Annotated in this window: 16 protein-coding genes and 1 pseudogene; 4 read left to right on the top strand and 13 right to left on the bottom strand. The window is 62.5% G+C overall.

The genetic code is table 11. From position 1 onward, the window contains the following. Positions 1 to 30: 30 nt before the first annotated feature. The 7 genes from AC1DN0_RS22880 to AC1DN0_RS22850 all read right to left on the bottom strand — a co-directional run bounded on the left by AC1DN0_RS22880 (position 31) and on the right by AC1DN0_RS22850 (position 5,736). Entirely contained in the window at positions 31 to 576 is a 546-nt protein-coding gene (locus AC1DN0_RS22880; protein WP_441630498.1) for a pilus assembly PilX family protein, read from the bottom strand. A gap of 3 nt (positions 577 to 579) precedes the next feature. After that, on the bottom strand, positions 580 to 1,611 hold the full coding sequence (locus AC1DN0_RS22875; RefSeq protein ID WP_441630496.1) for a PilW family protein: 1,032 nt from the start codon (positions 1,609 to 1,611) through the stop codon (positions 580 to 582). Further along, the gene (gene pilV, locus AC1DN0_RS22870; protein ID WP_441630494.1) at positions 1,608 to 2,204 is read right to left on the bottom strand and encodes a type IV pilus modification protein PilV; all 597 of its coding nucleotides are present in this window, start codon (positions 2,202 to 2,204) and stop codon (positions 1,608 to 1,610) included. The genes AC1DN0_RS22875 and pilV overlap by 4 nt, the downstream gene beginning before the upstream one ends. Then, positions 2,195 to 2,683 (bottom strand): GspH/FimT family pseudopilin, encoded by a 489-nt coding sequence (locus AC1DN0_RS22865; protein ID WP_441630492.1) that lies wholly within the window; start codon positions 2,681 to 2,683, stop codon positions 2,195 to 2,197. The genes pilV and AC1DN0_RS22865 overlap by 10 nt, the downstream gene beginning before the upstream one ends. Before the next feature lie 3 nt (positions 2,684 to 2,686). Then, positions 2,687 to 3,136 (bottom strand): type IV pilin protein, encoded by a 450-nt coding sequence (locus tag AC1DN0_RS22860; RefSeq protein ID WP_441630568.1) that lies wholly within the window; start codon positions 3,134 to 3,136, stop codon positions 2,687 to 2,689. Between the two features lie 379 nt (positions 3,137 to 3,515). Next, positions 3,516 to 4,508, bottom strand: a complete 993-nt coding sequence (locus AC1DN0_RS22855) for a tripartite tricarboxylate transporter substrate-binding protein (RefSeq protein WP_441630490.1) — start codon at positions 4,506 to 4,508, stop codon at positions 3,516 to 3,518. A 61-nt stretch (positions 4,509 to 4,569) separates the two neighbouring features. Continuing rightward, positions 4,570 to 5,736 (bottom strand): mandelate racemase/muconate lactonizing enzyme family protein, encoded by a 1,167-nt coding sequence (locus AC1DN0_RS22850; protein ID WP_477146030.1) that lies wholly within the window; start codon positions 5,734 to 5,736, stop codon positions 4,570 to 4,572. Positions 5,737 to 5,850: 114 nt separating this feature from the next. On the opposite strand from AC1DN0_RS22850, the gene AC1DN0_RS22845 reads away from it, so the two are divergent. After that, entirely contained in the window at positions 5,851 to 6,765 is a 915-nt protein-coding gene (locus AC1DN0_RS22845) for a LysR family transcriptional regulator (protein ID WP_441630486.1), read from the top strand. Between the two features lie 149 nt (positions 6,766 to 6,914). Here AC1DN0_RS22845 and AC1DN0_RS22840 read toward each other — a convergent pair whose 3' ends face one another. From AC1DN0_RS22840 to nthA, 4 genes are all read right to left on the bottom strand, one after another. After that, complete coding sequence (locus tag AC1DN0_RS22840) at positions 6,915 to 7,709, bottom strand: alpha/beta fold hydrolase (protein WP_441630484.1); 795 nt, start codon at positions 7,707 to 7,709, stop codon at positions 6,915 to 6,917. 152 nt (positions 7,710 to 7,861) lie between these two features. Next, positions 7,862 to 8,260 (bottom strand): nitrile hydratase accessory protein, encoded by a 399-nt coding sequence (locus AC1DN0_RS22835; RefSeq protein WP_441630482.1) that lies wholly within the window; start codon positions 8,258 to 8,260, stop codon positions 7,862 to 7,864. A 1-nt stretch (position 8,261) separates the two neighbouring features. Further along, positions 8,262 to 8,918, bottom strand: a complete 657-nt coding sequence (gene nthB, locus AC1DN0_RS22830) for a nitrile hydratase subunit beta (protein ID WP_477146029.1) — start codon at positions 8,916 to 8,918, stop codon at positions 8,262 to 8,264. After that, entirely contained in the window at positions 8,915 to 9,532 is a 618-nt protein-coding gene (gene nthA / locus AC1DN0_RS22825; RefSeq protein ID WP_441630478.1) for a nitrile hydratase subunit alpha, read from the bottom strand. Before nthA ends, nthB begins: the two co-directional genes overlap by 4 nt. Before the next feature lie 129 nt (positions 9,533 to 9,661). Between nthA and AC1DN0_RS22820 the strand changes: the two genes are divergently transcribed. Then, positions 9,662 to 11,179 carry a DUF1214 domain-containing protein gene (locus AC1DN0_RS22820; RefSeq protein WP_441630476.1) on the top strand — a complete coding sequence of 506 codons (1,518 nt, stop codon included), beginning with the start codon at positions 9,662 to 9,664 and terminating at the stop codon, positions 11,177 to 11,179. Positions 11,180 to 11,306: 127 nt separating this feature from the next. Then, positions 11,307 to 12,758 carry a DUF1254 domain-containing protein gene (locus tag AC1DN0_RS22815; RefSeq protein WP_441630474.1) on the top strand — a complete coding sequence of 484 codons (1,452 nt, stop codon included), beginning with the start codon at positions 11,307 to 11,309 and terminating at the stop codon, positions 12,756 to 12,758. Between the two features lie 126 nt (positions 12,759 to 12,884). Here the strand turns inward: AC1DN0_RS22815 and AC1DN0_RS22810 are convergent, their stop codons facing one another. Continuing rightward, positions 12,885 to 14,603 carry a cobaltochelatase CobT-related protein gene (locus tag AC1DN0_RS22810; RefSeq protein WP_441630472.1) on the bottom strand — a complete coding sequence of 573 codons (1,719 nt, stop codon included), beginning with the start codon at positions 14,601 to 14,603 and terminating at the stop codon, positions 12,885 to 12,887. Further along, a complete protein-coding gene (locus tag AC1DN0_RS22805; protein ID WP_441630566.1) occupies positions 14,603 to 15,592 on the bottom strand; it encodes an AAA family ATPase in 990 nt (329 codons plus the stop codon). The genes AC1DN0_RS22810 and AC1DN0_RS22805 overlap by 1 nt, the downstream gene beginning before the upstream one ends. A gap of 254 nt (positions 15,593 to 15,846) precedes the next feature. Between AC1DN0_RS22805 and AC1DN0_RS22800 the strand changes: the two are divergent. Beyond that, positions 15,847 to 16,038: pseudogene (locus AC1DN0_RS22800) on the top strand (sulfoacetaldehyde acetyltransferase); the annotation flags it as partial.

Here is a 16,038-nt window from a genome sequence, read left to right as displayed (position 1 = left end):
GCAATCGGAAACTGAATCGTGACCGCAAACTTACGGGCATGCCGTGCCGACCGGCACGCGTACTGAGATACCCTGGTGCAAGGTGGTGTTGGTGGCTGTGGCGGCGCTATCGCTGACGCTGGCCTTTACGTCCCATTGCGTGGCGTTGCACAGTGAATTTCCGCCGCCGCCTCCGGATGCCGTCAATATCCCGGTGTCCTGGTTACCATTGCCAACGAAACAGGAGACGTCGTCGGTATTGGACGTATCCAGGTCCGTATTCCTTACCGGCTTGCTGGTCTGGCACACCGGCGCCGCGACCTGCGCCGTATAGTCAGCGCTACCGTCGCCGTTCACATCGACCGGGACGCTGGCCGCGGCTGCCGCCGGGTTGGCGGTGAAGTCCTTGCTAATGACTTGCTCGATGCCTTGCTGCGCGGCATTCTGCGCCTCCACTCCGTGCTGCTGATTAGCGGCGACCTTCACATTGACGACACTGGAGCCAACCAGCGATATCGTCATCAGCAGGAAGATCACCAGGAAAATTAGCGTAACGATCAGGGTGGCGCCGGACTGCCGGCGCTGTGCGATTAGCATGACTTACTCCCGGCGGCCCGCCACATTGGCCAGCCTTGCCACGCGGGCGTAGACATGACGTTTGTAGCCGTCGTTGAACGGGCCACTGACAGTGGCCCGTCCGAGATCATAGGTGCGGCTGTCTGTCCAGCCAAGCGAGGTCCGCTGCGTGCGGGCAAGGACGCTAATGCTGACAGACGTGACGTTCTGCCAGTTGGTGAGGGCAGTCGTCCAGTCGTATGCGGGTACCGAGGTGCAAATGGCGCTGTTGTTCACACCGGGGTCGCTGACATAGCAGTCTGCGGAGCCGTTGTTGTCGAGATCCACACCGTAGGACAAGTGCATATCCTGAATGCCTTGCGCCACCGAGTTGACCTGGAAGGCACCGCCGGACAACTCCGCCATCTTCAGCGTCGGCACGCCGTCGCCAGCGCCGGAACACACATCGCAAGCTGCAAGATAAAAAATGCGGACTACAGCCGGGCGCAACTCCGCGGTAACGGCCGGGTCGCATGCCTTGGTGCGCATGGTGAAGGCCGGAGCGCTGGCGCCAAACACGAACGATGTGGCGTCGGTGGAACAGTACGATACCTGCATATAGGACTGCCCGACGGTCGCCGCCGCCACCGGCGTCGTCGACACACGCCTTATCACAAGTATTTCCGATGCCGGAGCCAGGTTCGGCAGGCATGGCGCCACCGTACCAGGAGCGTAGCCCTGAAGGCCGAGAGGCATCGTCGCCGGTGAGTTGACGAAACCCAGTGCGCCCGGTGATGTAGCGCACAGGGCGGGGCTTGCCACGGTTGCGCCGCTGGCTACGCTGGCGGCACCGAAAAAGCCGGCAAGCTCGATTTCACGACCTACCGTGTCCACCACATAGCGCCCGTTTTCCACCTGCTCCGCACTATTGGAAAACTCAGAGCGCGACCGCGTGGTGGAAAAATACAAACTCCCCAGGGCAGTCAAGAGCAGTAGCCCAAGCGTCATCCCGACCATCAATTCGATCAGGGACATGCCGCCCTGCCGGTGGCGCTTCGCATTGCGCTGCCGATTCACGAGAGAACTCCAATGCGTACCTGAATGCTTACCGCGCGGCGATAGCTGTCATTGCCGAATTGTCCGTTGCCGCATGGCAGCGCCGGCGCGGTCGTCTTTGCGAGGCCCTGCCAGGCTACCGTGATGCGGTAGATCTGGTTTGTAGCATCGAGGGCTTCGATACAACCGAGCGCACCAATCATGGCGCCTACCGTCTTTCCGCCATTGTTCTCCGCGCTGCCAAGCAATGCTGCCCCCCAGGCTGCCAGGTCGGCATTCGTGATGGATTGCTGCGCGGCGGTACCGACGGTGCAAGCTGGAGCGGGAACGGTAGTGCTGCCCGCCGTGGTAATGGTGGCGCCACTGGCATAGCAGGCCGCGGCCTGACGGTTAGCGTTGAGCCGGGCGGCCATGTCCTGCAGCAATGTCAGCGCCTGCACACGCTGATAGGCTTCCATTTCCGATTGGCCGGAGCGGGCAATCAGACCTGCGGTGCCCAGCAGCGCCACCAGCAGGATCACGACCGATATCAGGACCTCAATGAGCGTGGCGCCACGCTGCGAGGACCGGCGCAAGCGATTGCGCGCATGGGGGGAGCGCGAGTTCACGTACATGCTCCGGATACCAGTGCAACGCGGCCGGTTCCGCTCACCTGTACGCAGATCGTCGAGCTCGCCTGAGGTGATACCGACGGCGCCACCTGGAACGTCAGGCTGCCGGCAGTAGGCCTGCCGTCGTTACCGACCGCCAGGGAGTTACCCGCGCTGGCAGTGATCGAAATACCGTCATATGGACCAAAACTGCGCACCTTTTCGGTCCCGGCGGTTACGGCCCACCCCCCGGCCCAAGCGCCGGAGGCGGCCATGGTGACACTGCTGTTGCGCTTGACGGCCTCGCTACGCGTCAATGTCAGCGCGGCGGAAAGATCCAGCGAGGCGTTGCGTGCGCGTTGTGTCGCGATCAGGCTTGAGAACGACGGGGCCGCAGCAAACGCGATGATGGAAAGCACTGTCAGCGTTACCAGCAATTCTATTAGCGTGAATCCGCGTTCCGCTGCGGCGCCGGATATATTCGATGCATGAGTATTTCGCATGGGCTACTTCCAGCAAGTCGAACCCGTACCGGAGACGCTCTTGTCCCCGGTACTCGACAGCGTCAACGTTCCACATGCCGCGTCGTTCGTGGCCTGGGTACCCTGCGGCGTCGCCGTCAGGACATATCCAAGTGGCGGACCTGCGACCGCAGTGACGGTAATCTGGTAATTGGGGGAAACTGTGCCGGGCGGACTCGCATAGCCGAGTGCGGCCAGGGTGGTGGCATAGACCCGGTTGTCCACCAGGAAGCGCTCCTGCATGCTGGCGACTTCCAGCAGGAACGACTCCGCCGCTGCGCGATTGGAGCGCACTACGAATTGGATATAGGAGGGATAGGCAATGGCCGCGAGGATGCCGATGATTGCCACGGCGATCATTAACTCGATGAGCGTAAAGCCGCCCCCGAGCCGAGCGTGTCGACCCCAGCCACCGCACCGCGTGGCTACCCCCAACTCCCGAAATAGCCAATGTTTTCGGCTATATCGCACCGCCGGGCTTCTGTGGCCCATGCTCGCGCTCCTTTTCTTTTTTTTCCCGGATGACCCAGTTCCGGAAACACTACGCGGCGAGTGTAGTCGCGAATCCACTCACGGTCAAAGGGCCCTCGCTTGATTGGTTCAGCGAGCGTTGCACAGGATCCACTCTGCAGGGCGCCGCTTGCCCTTGCGTACCCTAAATCACCTTGCATCTTTGGCGACTTTCGAGGGACGAAAAGCATCATGCGCCTAACGAAGCACAATTTATGAGTCACGGGATTTTTACTGCACCGGATCGATTGCGATATTGTTACCCGCCGCCACCTTAAGAAGGCTGTACGACATGGAGGTTTTCTCACTCCGGCTGAATGCCCGCATCCTTGATGATCTTCGACCAGCGATTGGCCTCGCTGTCAAAGAACTTCTTGTGCCCGGACGGGGATAGCCGCGCGTCGCTGATCACTGTGATGCCTAGCCCCTCCTCCCGCTTGATGAGGGCCGGATCCTTCAGCGCAGTGCGCAGAGCTGCGTTAATTTTGTTCAGCACCGCGGGCGGCGTTCCGTGTGGAGCATAGAGGCCGTGCCACACCGTGAAATTGAAACCCGGCAAGCCACTTTCGCTGAGTGTCGGGATGCTTGCCAAGGCAGGTACCGTGGAGCGCTGCAGACTACTTACGCCGTAAGCCTTGACTTTCTTTGCCTCGATCTGCGGCGTGCTGTTGGTCGCTTGCTCGCACATCAGGTCGACCTGTCCGCCCATCAGATCGGACATAGCCGGCGCGGTGCCCTTATATGGCACAAATGTCATGTTGCTCTTCAGGGCATTCTGCAGCATAAGGCCACACAAATGCGATGCCGATCCAACGCCGGCATTGGCGAGGTTGAGCTTGCCCCCACTGTCCGCAATGGTTTTGCGAAGCTCGGCAAGTGTGTTCGGGGCCAGACCAGGTTTGCCGATGAGCGTTGAGGGCGCTTCGTTGATCAGGCCCAGGAACTCCAGATCCCCCGTCTTGTAGCCCAGTTTCTTGTACAAGGACGGCGCGGTCGCCAGCCCGATGTGGTGCACCAGAAGGGTGTAACCGTCGGGGTTGGCGCGCGCCACGCGTGCGGTGCCTATGGTTCCGCCCGCGCCCGCTGTGTTCTCCACCAACACCGGTTGGCCCAATGACTTGCGCAAGGCTTCCGCGACATCGCGCGCAATCTTGTCGCTGGGACCACCGGCTACGAATGGTACGACTAGTGTGACGGGCTTCTCCGGATACTCCGCGAGCGCGGACGTAGGGGCGGCAATAGCGCCGCAGACTAGTATCAATACTGCACTGCGGGCAACCGCGCGCTGTTTTAGCATCTTTGTCTCCTCTTGTATGGCCGTATGGCCGTATGGCCGTATGGCCGTTGCAACTACGCGTTCAAGACGACAGTTCCTGCATGACGCTATAGAGGTCGGACTTGCCTTCGAAGCCGATACCAGGCAGATCGGGCATCGTGACGTAACCCTTGTCAACCTTGACCCCATCGGGGAAACCACCGAAAGGCTGGAACAGATCCGGGTAGCTCTCGTTGCCGCCCAGGCCAAGGCCGGCGGCAATATTCAGCGACATCTGGTGACCGCCATGCGGAATGCAACGGCTCGCCGACCAGCCGTGTTCCTTGAGCATGTCGAGGGTCCGCAGGTATTCGACCAAGCCGTAGCTCAGCGCGCAGTCGAACTGCAACCAGTCGCGGTCGGGGCGCATGCCGCCATAGCGAATCAGGTTGCGGGCATCCTGCATCGAGAACAGGTCCTCGCCGGTGGCCATCGGATTGGTGTAGTAATTGCGCAGCGTCGCCTGCAACTCGAAATCCAGAGGGTCGCCCGGTTCCTCGTACCAGAACAGGTCGTACTGTGACAGCGCCTTGGCATATTGAACCGCAGTGTCCAGGTCGAAGCGGCCGTTGGCATCCACCGCGAGCTTTTGACCATCCTGAAGCACGCTCAGGATCGAGTCGATTCGCCGCAGGTCCTCGTCAAGCGTCGCGCCGCCAATCTTCTTCTTGACCACGGTATAGCCGCGGTCGATGTAGCTGCGCATTTCGTCCTTGAGCTTGTTGTGGTCCTGGCCGGGGTAGTAGTAGCCGCCCGCGGCGTAGACGAACACCTTGCGATCGGGCGTACCGTTGCCATAGCGGTCGGCCAGCAATTGAAACAAGGGCTTGCCCTCGATCTTGGCTACCGCGTCCCAGACGGCCATGTCGATGGTGCCGATGGCGACCGAGCGTTCGCCGTGCCCGCCCGGCTTCTCATTGGTGAACATGGTGTCCCAGATCTTGTGCGGATCGAAGTTGTTGCCGCTTGCGTCAAGCAGGGATTCGGTTGCCGCCTCCAGCACGCGCGGGATGAAGCGCTCGCGCATCAGCTTCCCCTGGCCATAGCGGCCATTGGAGTTGAAGCCGTAGCCCACCACCGGCTTGCCGTCGCGGATGACGTCAGTGATGAYGGCGACCAGACTGAGGGTCATCTTGCTGAAGTCGATGTAAGCGTTACGAATCGGCGAGTTGATCGGCAACGTTTTTTCGCGAATATCGACGATTTTCATGATGTGTCTCCTAAGGCACCCGGTTCGGCGGATGCATAAGCTATGTGAGCCACTAGCATAGGTGCGGGAAGGTGTCTTAAAATTCACCACAAGTCATTTGATTATTCACTTTGAGTGAAGACCAATCTCGCTTCCGAACTGGAGTTCTTCGTGCTTATCGCCCGCCATGGCAATCTTTCGGCTGCCGCGCGGGCGCTTGACCTGACGCCGCCGGCGGCCACCAAGCGGCTTGCCCAGATGGAAGACCGGCTGGGTGTACGGCTAGTCAACCGCACAACCCGCAGCATCAGCCTGACAAATGAAGGCGAGACCTACCTCCTCCATGCGACGCGGATACTTGCCCAGGTCCGAGAGATGGAAAATGAAGTGTCGAGCAGCAGTGCCGTGCCGCGCGGGATACTTCGCGTGAATGCAACCCTTGGTTTCGGCCGCACGACCATTGCACCGCTCGTCTCCGAGTTCGCCAGGCGTTATCCCCTTGTCACAGTGCAACTGGACGTCACCGACAGGCCAATCGACCTCGTCGAGAGTAGCTTCGATCTGGCCATTCGTTTCGGCTCGCTGCCTGACAAACGGCTCAACGCGCGACGCATCATGTCGAACCGACGGTTTCTGTGCGCCTCACCGGTCTATCTCGAGAGATATGGCACCCCGGCTAGCCTTGCCGATCTCGCCGACCATCGCTGCATCATCCATCGGCAGAACGATGATGCATACGGTATCTGGCGGTTTACGCACCATGAGCAAACCGAGATCGTCAAAGTTGATGGGGTGCTGTCGAGCAACGATGGCGATATCGTCCTCGGCTGGGCACTTGATGGCCACGGCATCCTTATCCGTTCGGAGTGGGATCTGGCGAAGTATCTCGAGAGTGGCAGGCTGAGGGTTGTGCTGCCGGACTTTGTCCTCCCGTCGGCGGACCTGTTTGTCTACTACTCGAATCGGCGCAATCAAACGGCGCGTGCCAGAGCGTTCATTGATTTTTTGGTCGATCAATTCCACGAGTCAAAAACTCCAGCTGCGGCATAGCCCAGATGTTTTCTGACTTCGGCGCCAGGATCCCGCAGCGTTTTGCGTAGCATGGGAAATGCACAGCGAATGCCTGCGGCCGGACTACGGCCAGCTCGCACCGGCACTCTAGCGGGAGGCGCCCGCCTTCCGTCAGAGTGCCGAGCTGATCATCGTTCGTGCCTGGCGATGAAGGCCTCAACAGTGTCGTGCAGTAGTTCGGGCTTCTCCAGGAAGATGAAATGACCACCGTCCAGGATGGCAAACTCGGCTCCCGGAATCCGCTCTGCAAGCTCCGCGGAGAAGTACGGCGGGGCGCAGAAGTCGCGCTCGCCCACCAGCACCAGCGTCGGCGTCGCGATCGACGGAAGATCATCGAAGGCGTCGTGCCCCACGATCATGTCGATCCGGGCAAAGCTGATCTCCCGCTCGAATGTGCCGGCCGCTGTAGCGTTCACCCACGCCTGCACCTGCTCCGGGTGCTCGCGCATGAATTTCGGATCGAAGAGGAATAGTGCGTTGGCCTCGGTGGACGCGCGCAGGCCGGAATCGGTCAACATGCGTCGCCGCATGTCGAACTGGCGACGGTAGAACGCGTCCGCGCGTGCAATCGAAGAGACAATTGTCGCGCTGCGTAATAGTTCGCGGTGATGGATCGACAGCAATTGCGCGATGGCGCCGCCGGTCGAGGAGCCGAGCGCGTGGACCGGCCCGCACCCGACCGCCTCGATGACCCGCGCCATGTCCAGCGCGTGTTGTGTCATCGTCATGGCGCGTGCGGTGTGCTCGGACGCGCCGGTGCCGCGGTGATCGGGTACGATCACTTGGTGGTGCTCGGCGAACAGATCGATCTGTGGGCCCCAAGATGCGCCCACTCCCGCAAGCCCCGCCAGAAGAAGCACGGGCGAACCTTGGCCCTTGACCGCGTAGTGGATCGAAACACCGTCGGACGTTACGTTTGGCACTTTGCTTCTCCGGTTCAGAGGGACGCGAACGAGAAGTCGAACGCGTCGAAGATCGCGCCGTTGAGATTAATGTTGGCGCCGCCATGCGTACCGGACGGTAGATCGACAAGACGGTTCCACTGCCGGAGAGCCGGCGCGCAATGGACATCGACTCACAAATCCCCGTTTTCCGGGAAATCGCCAAGCGAGAGTTCAACAGGCTTGCCGTGAGGCGTGCGACGCGCCGCGTAGTGCCACGCTTTGCGATAGCGCGCCTGCGTCTCCAGGCTCGCGACGCCTTTGCTTGCCACCAGGCGCTCGAGCGTGGCGAGCCAGTGCAGGTAGTAGGTCTCGCCCGTATCCGGATCGCCGGCAAGCTGTGCGCGCCTGATCTCTTCTGCCAGCGCTGCAGCCCATTCACGCCAGGTGTAGAGGCCCCGCTGGTGCAAGACCAATGCCAGAGAAAAAACCTGCGCCTCCCACGGTTCGCGGAACACCGGGCCTTCGTTGTCACGGGGAACGCCCGGTAGGGCCTCGGCGGCATCACGCACTGCGACTGGATCGACCTTCATTTCATGCTGGTTCGAGGTAGGGCTCGAATGCCTCGATCGAGACGGTGAGCGTGGCGTCGGTCTCCGCTCCCCAGAGCTCGCGGCCTTCGAAGACGACGGTGTAGAGCCACTGCGGGTCTTCTCCCGCACCGGCCACGACGGAGTCCGGAAAAACGTGGCAACCCCGGATTGCCTCGATCGTTCCTTCACGGCCGCGCGCGTACCGCGGCAAGCGCGTGTGCGTGGGCGGGTTGATGTTCTTCGTGCGCACTCGCTCGCCCGGTTTGAACCTGGCCGGCCGCTTGGGCGGGCGACAGAAGGTGCCTCGGGTGARTGCGTGCCCGATGTCGTTCGTCGTCATGACCCGTTCGAGGGGCTTGCCCGGATGCATGGCATGCCCTGCGGCGATTTCATCGGCGCCGATCAGTCCTCGCTCGACCGCATTGCGCTCGATTCCCAATGCCCATCTTTCGTAGTAGGACACAGACAGGTAGACCGCGGCAGGCAGCCGCTCCTGCGCGTCGCGAGACATGTCGATGTTCCAGGCGCGCGTGAAACGCATGGCCCGCTGCATGGCCAGCACCCGCTCCTCCCACTGTGCGTGGAACGGAGGTTCGTCAGCCTCGGGATGCACTTTGCCGAAGCCGTGCATGCCGCCCATGTCGTGAACGCCGTTCATGGCGATATCTCCTCGGGGCGCAGGGGCAGGCCGGTGCCTATCATGCAGTCACGAGTGATGAGCCGCATCAGGCGTTCCTCGGGCCAGCCTTCGGTGCCGGCGGGGCGCGGTGGTACCACGAGGAAGCGGGTCTCCGCGGTCGAGTCCCAGACACGGATCTGCGTGGCTTCCGGCAGTATGACACCGAAGTCGGCCAGCACGCCGCGCGGATCTGACACAGCACGCGAGCGATAGGCGGCCGACTTGTACCAGACCGGAGGCAGCCCGAGCACGTCCCATGGGTAGCACGAGCACAGCGTGCAGACGACCATGTTGTGATGCCCGGGCGTGTTCTCCACCGCGATCAGATGGTCGCCCACTTGGCTGACGACGCCGAGCGCGGTGATCGCTCTTGTCGCATCCGCCAGCAGCACGGCCTTGAACTCTGGATCGAGCCAGGCCCGGGCGACCCCTCGAGCTCCGATGTGAGGGCCAATCTTGGTCTGGTATCGCTCGACAATAAGGTCGAGGACAGCAGGGTCGACGTAGCCCTTCTCGGTCAGAATCGTCTCGAGCGCGCGCACCCGCAGTTGGATCGGCGACAGCTCGGAGTGGTCATGCGCGTCGGCGCTCATGGATGTACCCGCATCAGGCTAACTGATTTTTGTAGTGTAGACCCGCTGGTTCGGGATCGTGAACCTTGAACTTCCATCTCCGGCTACAGGAAGCTGGAAATATCACGAGCGCGCGCAAGCGTGCGGCGGATGGGGTGGCCGACCTGCAAACGAAAAGACTTAAATCGCCCGAAAAATTTCTTGGTTCTCCCCACCTCCGTCCTCGGCCATAGTGGGAGGCCCGCGTCTTCGCTGCGGATACGCCACAAAACAACCCAAAAGAACCGGAACGAAAGAACAAACACCATGCGCGCTCCCAATTGGATTTTTACCTCAATCGCAGCAGGCTTCATAAGCCTGGGCATGACGGCCTGCAGTTCGCCTGGCAAGAGCGCTACCGCGAACAGCGCGACGGCGAGCGTATCGGCCCCCTCCGATGACCAGATCGTTGCGGCATGGACCTACTTGTACGGGCGCTATCTGGTGCTGCAGCAGGAGAACTACGATATCAACGTCGAGAAGGTTGGCTACAACAAGATCAAGTACAACCCCCTCGGCTCCGCCGAATTTGTGAATCCAAACATGGATGTAGCCTATCTGGAGGCCTGGCTCGCCGCGGACAAGGATCATGCCGTCATCCTGAACGTGCCACAGGTCAAGGGGCGCTATTACACGGCCCAATTACTCGACGGATGGGGCGAAGTCATTGCCAATATCAACGAGCGGACGTATCCGAATCACCCGTATGGCAAGTTCGCACTGGTGATCAAGGGGACCAATCCCCCGGTGCCGGCAGGGGCGGTCAGGATCGAATTGCCGTCGGCCAAGGCAAAGATGCTGGCGCGCGTGGAGCTCAAGGGTACGCCTGCGACCGCCAGGCGGCTGCAGAATCAGTTCACGCTGGACGTTCCCGCTGGCATCAGTATCGATCCGCCGCACCCGGTGCCGGCCTTTACACCGGCCGCCCCGATTGGCGCGGCGATCTTCGACAACGTAGCTGAAGTACTGGCCACCTATCCCGATGTCATGCCGAAGGCGCCCGAGTACCAGGCCCTGGCCCTCAATGTGGCCAGCTATATGACGGGAAATGACACCGCGCGCAAACGGGTGGACGAAGTCGTCAAGACTAGGGCGATCCCGGCATTCCTGGCGGGCGCCAAGGGATTCGGCACCCAGAAAGGCGGATGGTCGGTGACGTACGTGGCCGGGACGTTCGGCAATGACATCATGGCGCGCGACATCATCAACTATGGTGGACTGTGGGCCAATGCAATCAGCGAGGCCATCTATTTTATCGGTCAGACCGACAGCGACAAGCAACCGCTCGACGGCAGCAAGACCTACGAAATCCGGTTCCCGAAAGGCGAAAAGCCGGATACGCACGTCAATGGCTTCTGGTCCGTGACGCTGTACAGCGTGCCGGATTATCGCGTAGCGCCCAATCCGATCAATCGCTATAACCTGAACAACGTGTCTCATCTGAAAGCCAATGCGGATGGAAGTACCAGCATCTGGCTGGCACCGGCGCGGCCCGCCAACGTGCCGCAAAGCAACTGGCTGCCCACGCCGCAGGGCAAGGGCTTCTCGCTGAACTTCCGCACCTATGTCCCAAAGGAGGACGTTCAGCGAGGCGAGTGGTTCCCTGCCCCAATCCGGCTGGTGCGATAACTGTCGACGGTTGCGGGAGGGGCGTGCGTGCTGCTGGCCTGCACGGGCTCGGCACCGCGCTGTCCTCCGGCCTGGCAACCTGATTCCCTTGAGGTCACATCAAATGAATAGCCTGTTGCGCACAAAATTGTCCTCTTCACTCCTCTCGATGGTGCTGGCGTTGGTGGCCGCGGACGCGGTCCACGCCGAGGCGCAGCCGACGCAAGGCGCTTCGGCCGAGGTGGCCGGGCCGGTACCGGGCACGAAGATGACCGATGCCTATCTGCAGATGGCCGCCAGGAATATTTATTTCTGGGCGTGGCCGATGACCAATATCTACAACCGCCGCCTGGCATTCAAGGACCTCCCCGAACCCGGGTTGATGGGCGGTACCGTGCCGATCGCGCCATCCAACCGCTTGTCGATGCTGACGGACTACATCGCGCCCGACGAGCGCCTGGTGGCCTGCCCCAACCAGGACGTGGTCTATGGCTTCAGCGTGCTGGCACTCGACCAGAGCCCCGTTGTCGTGCAGGTGCCGGACTTCGGCAAGCGGTTCTGGGTCTACCAGGTAGTGGACCTGCGCACCGACAGCTTCGCCGAGTTCGGCAAGATGTACGGTACCAAGCCGGGCTTCTACCTGCTGGTCGGGCCCGACTGGAAAGGCACGGTGCCGAAGGGGATTACCAAGGTGTTCCGCGCCAGGAGCAATACCGGGGTGTTTATCCCACGCGTGTTTCAGGACGATGCCGCCGCCGACAAGCAGGCGGTGCAGGCCTCCCTTGCCGGCGTGAATCTCTATCCGCTTGCCGAGTACACCGGCAAGATGCAGGTCCGGGACTGGGCGACGCTGCCGAAATTCCCCAGCCAGAGCACGGGCGACGCGGAAACCAAATGGGTGGTGCCGGAAAAGTTCTGGGACACGCTGCCGGTGGTGTTGAAGGACGCGCGGCCGCTCCCGGGCGAACAAGCCCGATACGCCGAAGCCCTCGCGCTCGCGGAAGCCGCGGCCAAGGATCCCCATATCAAGGACGTGCTGATCAAGGCATCCGCACAGGCGGACAGCGAGATCGTGGACCCGCTCTTCCAGTTCCGCAACTACGGCCTGCAATTGCCCGATCACTGGAGCACCATCAGCAATGGCGCGAGCTTCGGCACCGACTATTTCAGCCGCACCGCGGCGGCCAAGTCCAATATCTTCGTCAATAAGCAGAACGAGACCAAGTACTTCTATCAGGATCTCGATGCCGCCGGTGGTCGCCTGAACGGTGCCAACAAGTACACCGTTACCTTCGCCAAAGGCGCCGAGCCGCCGGTAAAGGGCTTCTGGTCGCTCACCCTCTACAATCAGCATCATTTCTTCTCCGAAAATGCACTGAAGCGCTACTCGATCGGTACGAAGAACAAGAACCTGAAGTACAACGCCGACGGCTCTCTGACGCTCTATGTCCAGGCTGATTCGCCAGGCGCCGACAAGGAGAGCAACTGGTTGCCAGCACCGAAAAGCGAGGATTTTTCGTTGTATGTGCGAGCCTATTGGCCGGAGGCGGCCGCGCTGACCGGCAAATGGACGCCACCGCCGGCTGTGAAGTCGAATTAAGGGGACCCTCCCGCCAGCGTACAGAGCCGGGTTTGGCTATCGATGCAAGCCCGGACGTTACCTGAGCTACATATGCAATGAATGCAATGAATGCAATGAATGGTCCGGCGGCGGTGAGAGGGATGCTCACCGCCTCCCCCCGATCCACCGCACAATCTCCGCGAACACCGGCATATCCGGCGGCACCGACAAGTCCAGCGCCAGGCAGCGCCGGTAGTAAGGACTCAGGTCCAGCCCCACCCCAAGCCCCAGTACCTCCACATCCCGCAGCGTCTCATGCCGCGCCACCACTTCCTTCAGGTGGTTGTCCAGGTAAAAGGCATCGTTGGCCTGCCCCGTTGCCGTGTCCATCGGGCTGCCGTCGGATATCACGATCAGTATCCGCCGGGACTCCGCCCGGGCGAGCAGCCGCGCGCAGGCCCAGTCGACGGCCTCGCCGTCCACGCCTTCGCGGAACAGATCGGCCTTGAGCAGCGCGGCGATATCGGTGCGTGCGCGCCGCCAGTTTGTGGCGGCATCCTTGAACACCATATGGCAGGTTTCGTTCAGCCGGCCCGGATGCGCTGGCCGGCCTCGGGCCAGCCAGTCGAGCCGGGCGCGGCCGCCGTTCCACGCCCCGGTGGTGAAGCCCAGCACCTCGCTGGCGACGCCGGCCTGGTCGAGCGCGCGCGCGAGGATGTCGACCATCGTCGCGACCCGTTCGATGTGCGCTTTCATCGAGCCCGAGCAATCGATCAGGAAGCTCACCGCGCAGTCCGCCTGCAGCTTGTGCCGCTCCTGCCGGAACAGCCGGCGCTCGGCCGGCGAACTGACCAGTTGCGCGAGCCGGCGGCCGTCGATGCGGCCTTCCTCTTCGCCGAAGGACCAGCCGTCGCGCTGCGGCACGGCAAGCGATGCCGCCAGCGCGCGCGCCAGCCGCGCCACGTTGATGCCCTGTTCGGCGATGCGCCGGTCGAGGCGTTCGCGGTACTCGGCCAGCAGCGCCTTGCGGACCAGCGATCCCGGCGATATCTCGCGGTCATAACGCGTGGTGTAGGCGCGGTAGCCCTGCTCCGAACCATGCAGCACACGGCTGTTGCCGGTGGCCGCGACCGCCATTGCCTCGTACTCGTCGTCCTCGAAACCGAGCGCCAGCGAGAACGCCACGCGGGCGGCTTCCTCGTCCTCCTGATCGCCGGCATCGTCCTGTGCCCGGCCAGCGCGCTCCGCCTGCAGCATCTCGCCAACCAGCCTCGCCATCTCCAGCGCGTGCACGGCGAACGCGCCCTGCTCCGCGCGATGCCGGCGCAAGCCGGCAAGCGACACGCCCAGCACCGGCACGATAGCCGCGCGCGTGGCTTCGATCAGGTCCTCGGTGTCTTCCAGCACGGGCCAGCCGGACAGGCGCGACCACGCGATCTGCGCCACCGTGTACAGCAGGATGCCCAGATGGCTTTCGGCCAGGCCCGCGCGGTAGAAAGCGCGGGACCAGTCCTCGAAACGGTGGCGCAGGTTCTGCGCCAGGCCGGGCATGCCGGCGGGCAGCAGCGATTCGCAGCGCAACTGTTCCAGCAGCTCGAACACCAGCCGCTCGATGGGATCGGCGGGACATGAATGCCGGTGCAGATCGGCATCGGAGTGCGCGATGCGCAAGGCCGCGCCGTCCGCCGCGCCGCGCTGGGAGATGAAATCGTCCTCCGCCCGRGTGCGCAGATGCGGCGCATGCAGCGGCAGCGGCCGCAGGTGGCGGCACAGGCGGCCGTCGCGATAGTGCAGCGCGGCATCGCCGGTGAGGGCGCGCACGGCCGCCGCGCATAGCGCCTCGCGCTGCTGGCTGCGGCGGGCAGCCTGCCGGTCCGTGATCATCAGCGCGGCTCCGGCGCGCCGTCGGGCGCCGCCTCCAGCTCCCGGCCAAAGCAGCGCTGGAAGTACTCGGCCACGATGGGGCGCTCGGCGTCATCGCATTTGTTCAGGAAACTCAGCCGGAAGGCCAGCGCCGGGTCGCGGAAGATCTGGCAGTTCTCCGCCCAGCTGATCACCGTGCGCGGCGACATCAGCGTGGACAGGTCGCCGGTGGCAAAGCCCTTGCGCGTGAGTTCGGCCACGCTGACCATCGATTCGATCAGCGCGCGCCCGGCATCGCCGGCCAGTTCCGGCACGCGGGCGAGCACGATGCCGGCCTCCTCCGCGCGCGGCAGGTAGTTGAGCGTTGCCACCACGTTCCAGCGGTCCATCTGCGCGTGGTTCAGCATCTGGGTGCCGTGATACAGGCCGTTCAGGTTGCCCAGTCCCACGGTGTTGGTGGTGGCGAACAGGCGGAAGGCGGGATGGGGGTGGATCACGCGGTTCTGGTCCAGCAGTGTGAACTTGCCGTCGCGCTCCAGCATGCGCTGGATCACAAACATCACATCCGGGCGCCCCGCATCGTATTCGTCAAAGATCAGCGCCACCGGACGCTGCAGCGCCCAAGGCACGATACCTTCCTGGAATTCCGTGATCTGGCGGCCGTCGCGCACCACGATGGCGTCCTTGCCGACCAGGTCGAGCCGGCTGATATGGCCGTCGAGATTCACCCGCACGCACGGCCAGTTGAGCCGGGCCGCCACCTGTTCGATATGGGTCGACTTGCCGGTGCCGTGCATGCCCTGCACCATCACGCGGCGGTCGCGGGTGAATCCCGCCAGGATCGCCAGCGTCACTTCCGGGTTGAAGCGGTAGGCCTGGTCGATTTCCGGGACGTGATCGTCGCGCTCGCTGAAGGCCGGCACCATCAGGCCGGAATCGATGCCAAACAGGCTGCGCACCGAGACCATCCTGTCCGGCTTGCCCACTGCTAAATCCGTCGCGCTATCCATCAGTCCATCCGTCATCGGGTCTGTCGCGAAATCCGTCACATCTGTCTCCTCTGCGCCATGTCACGGCAGTGGCGCGCATGCGCACGCGCGGTGCTGCCTTTGAGTCATCATAGAGCAGTTTCAATTTTAGGTACAAATCATCCCGTTTATTGTAACTACCTATTGACCTTCGACGAACCGCACCCTACATTTCAGCCAACAAGAACTTTTCGGGACAAATAGTCCCGTTTTGATACATAGACTGGAGACACACCATGAGCGAACACCTCCCTGAAGTCCTCAACGCGAGCGCTGCGCCCGCCACCGCCGGCCCGCAGGCCATGACCCCCTCGGAAGCCTTCGTCGAGACCCTTGCCGCCAACGGCGTGACCGACATGTTCGGCATCATGGGGTCGGCCTTCATGGACGCCATGGACATCTTCGCCCCCGCCGGCATCCGCCTGATC

It is taken from the genome of Cupriavidus sp. 05N39, assembly GCF_056397325.1.
This window is presented reverse-complemented; position numbering and strand designations above follow the sequence as displayed.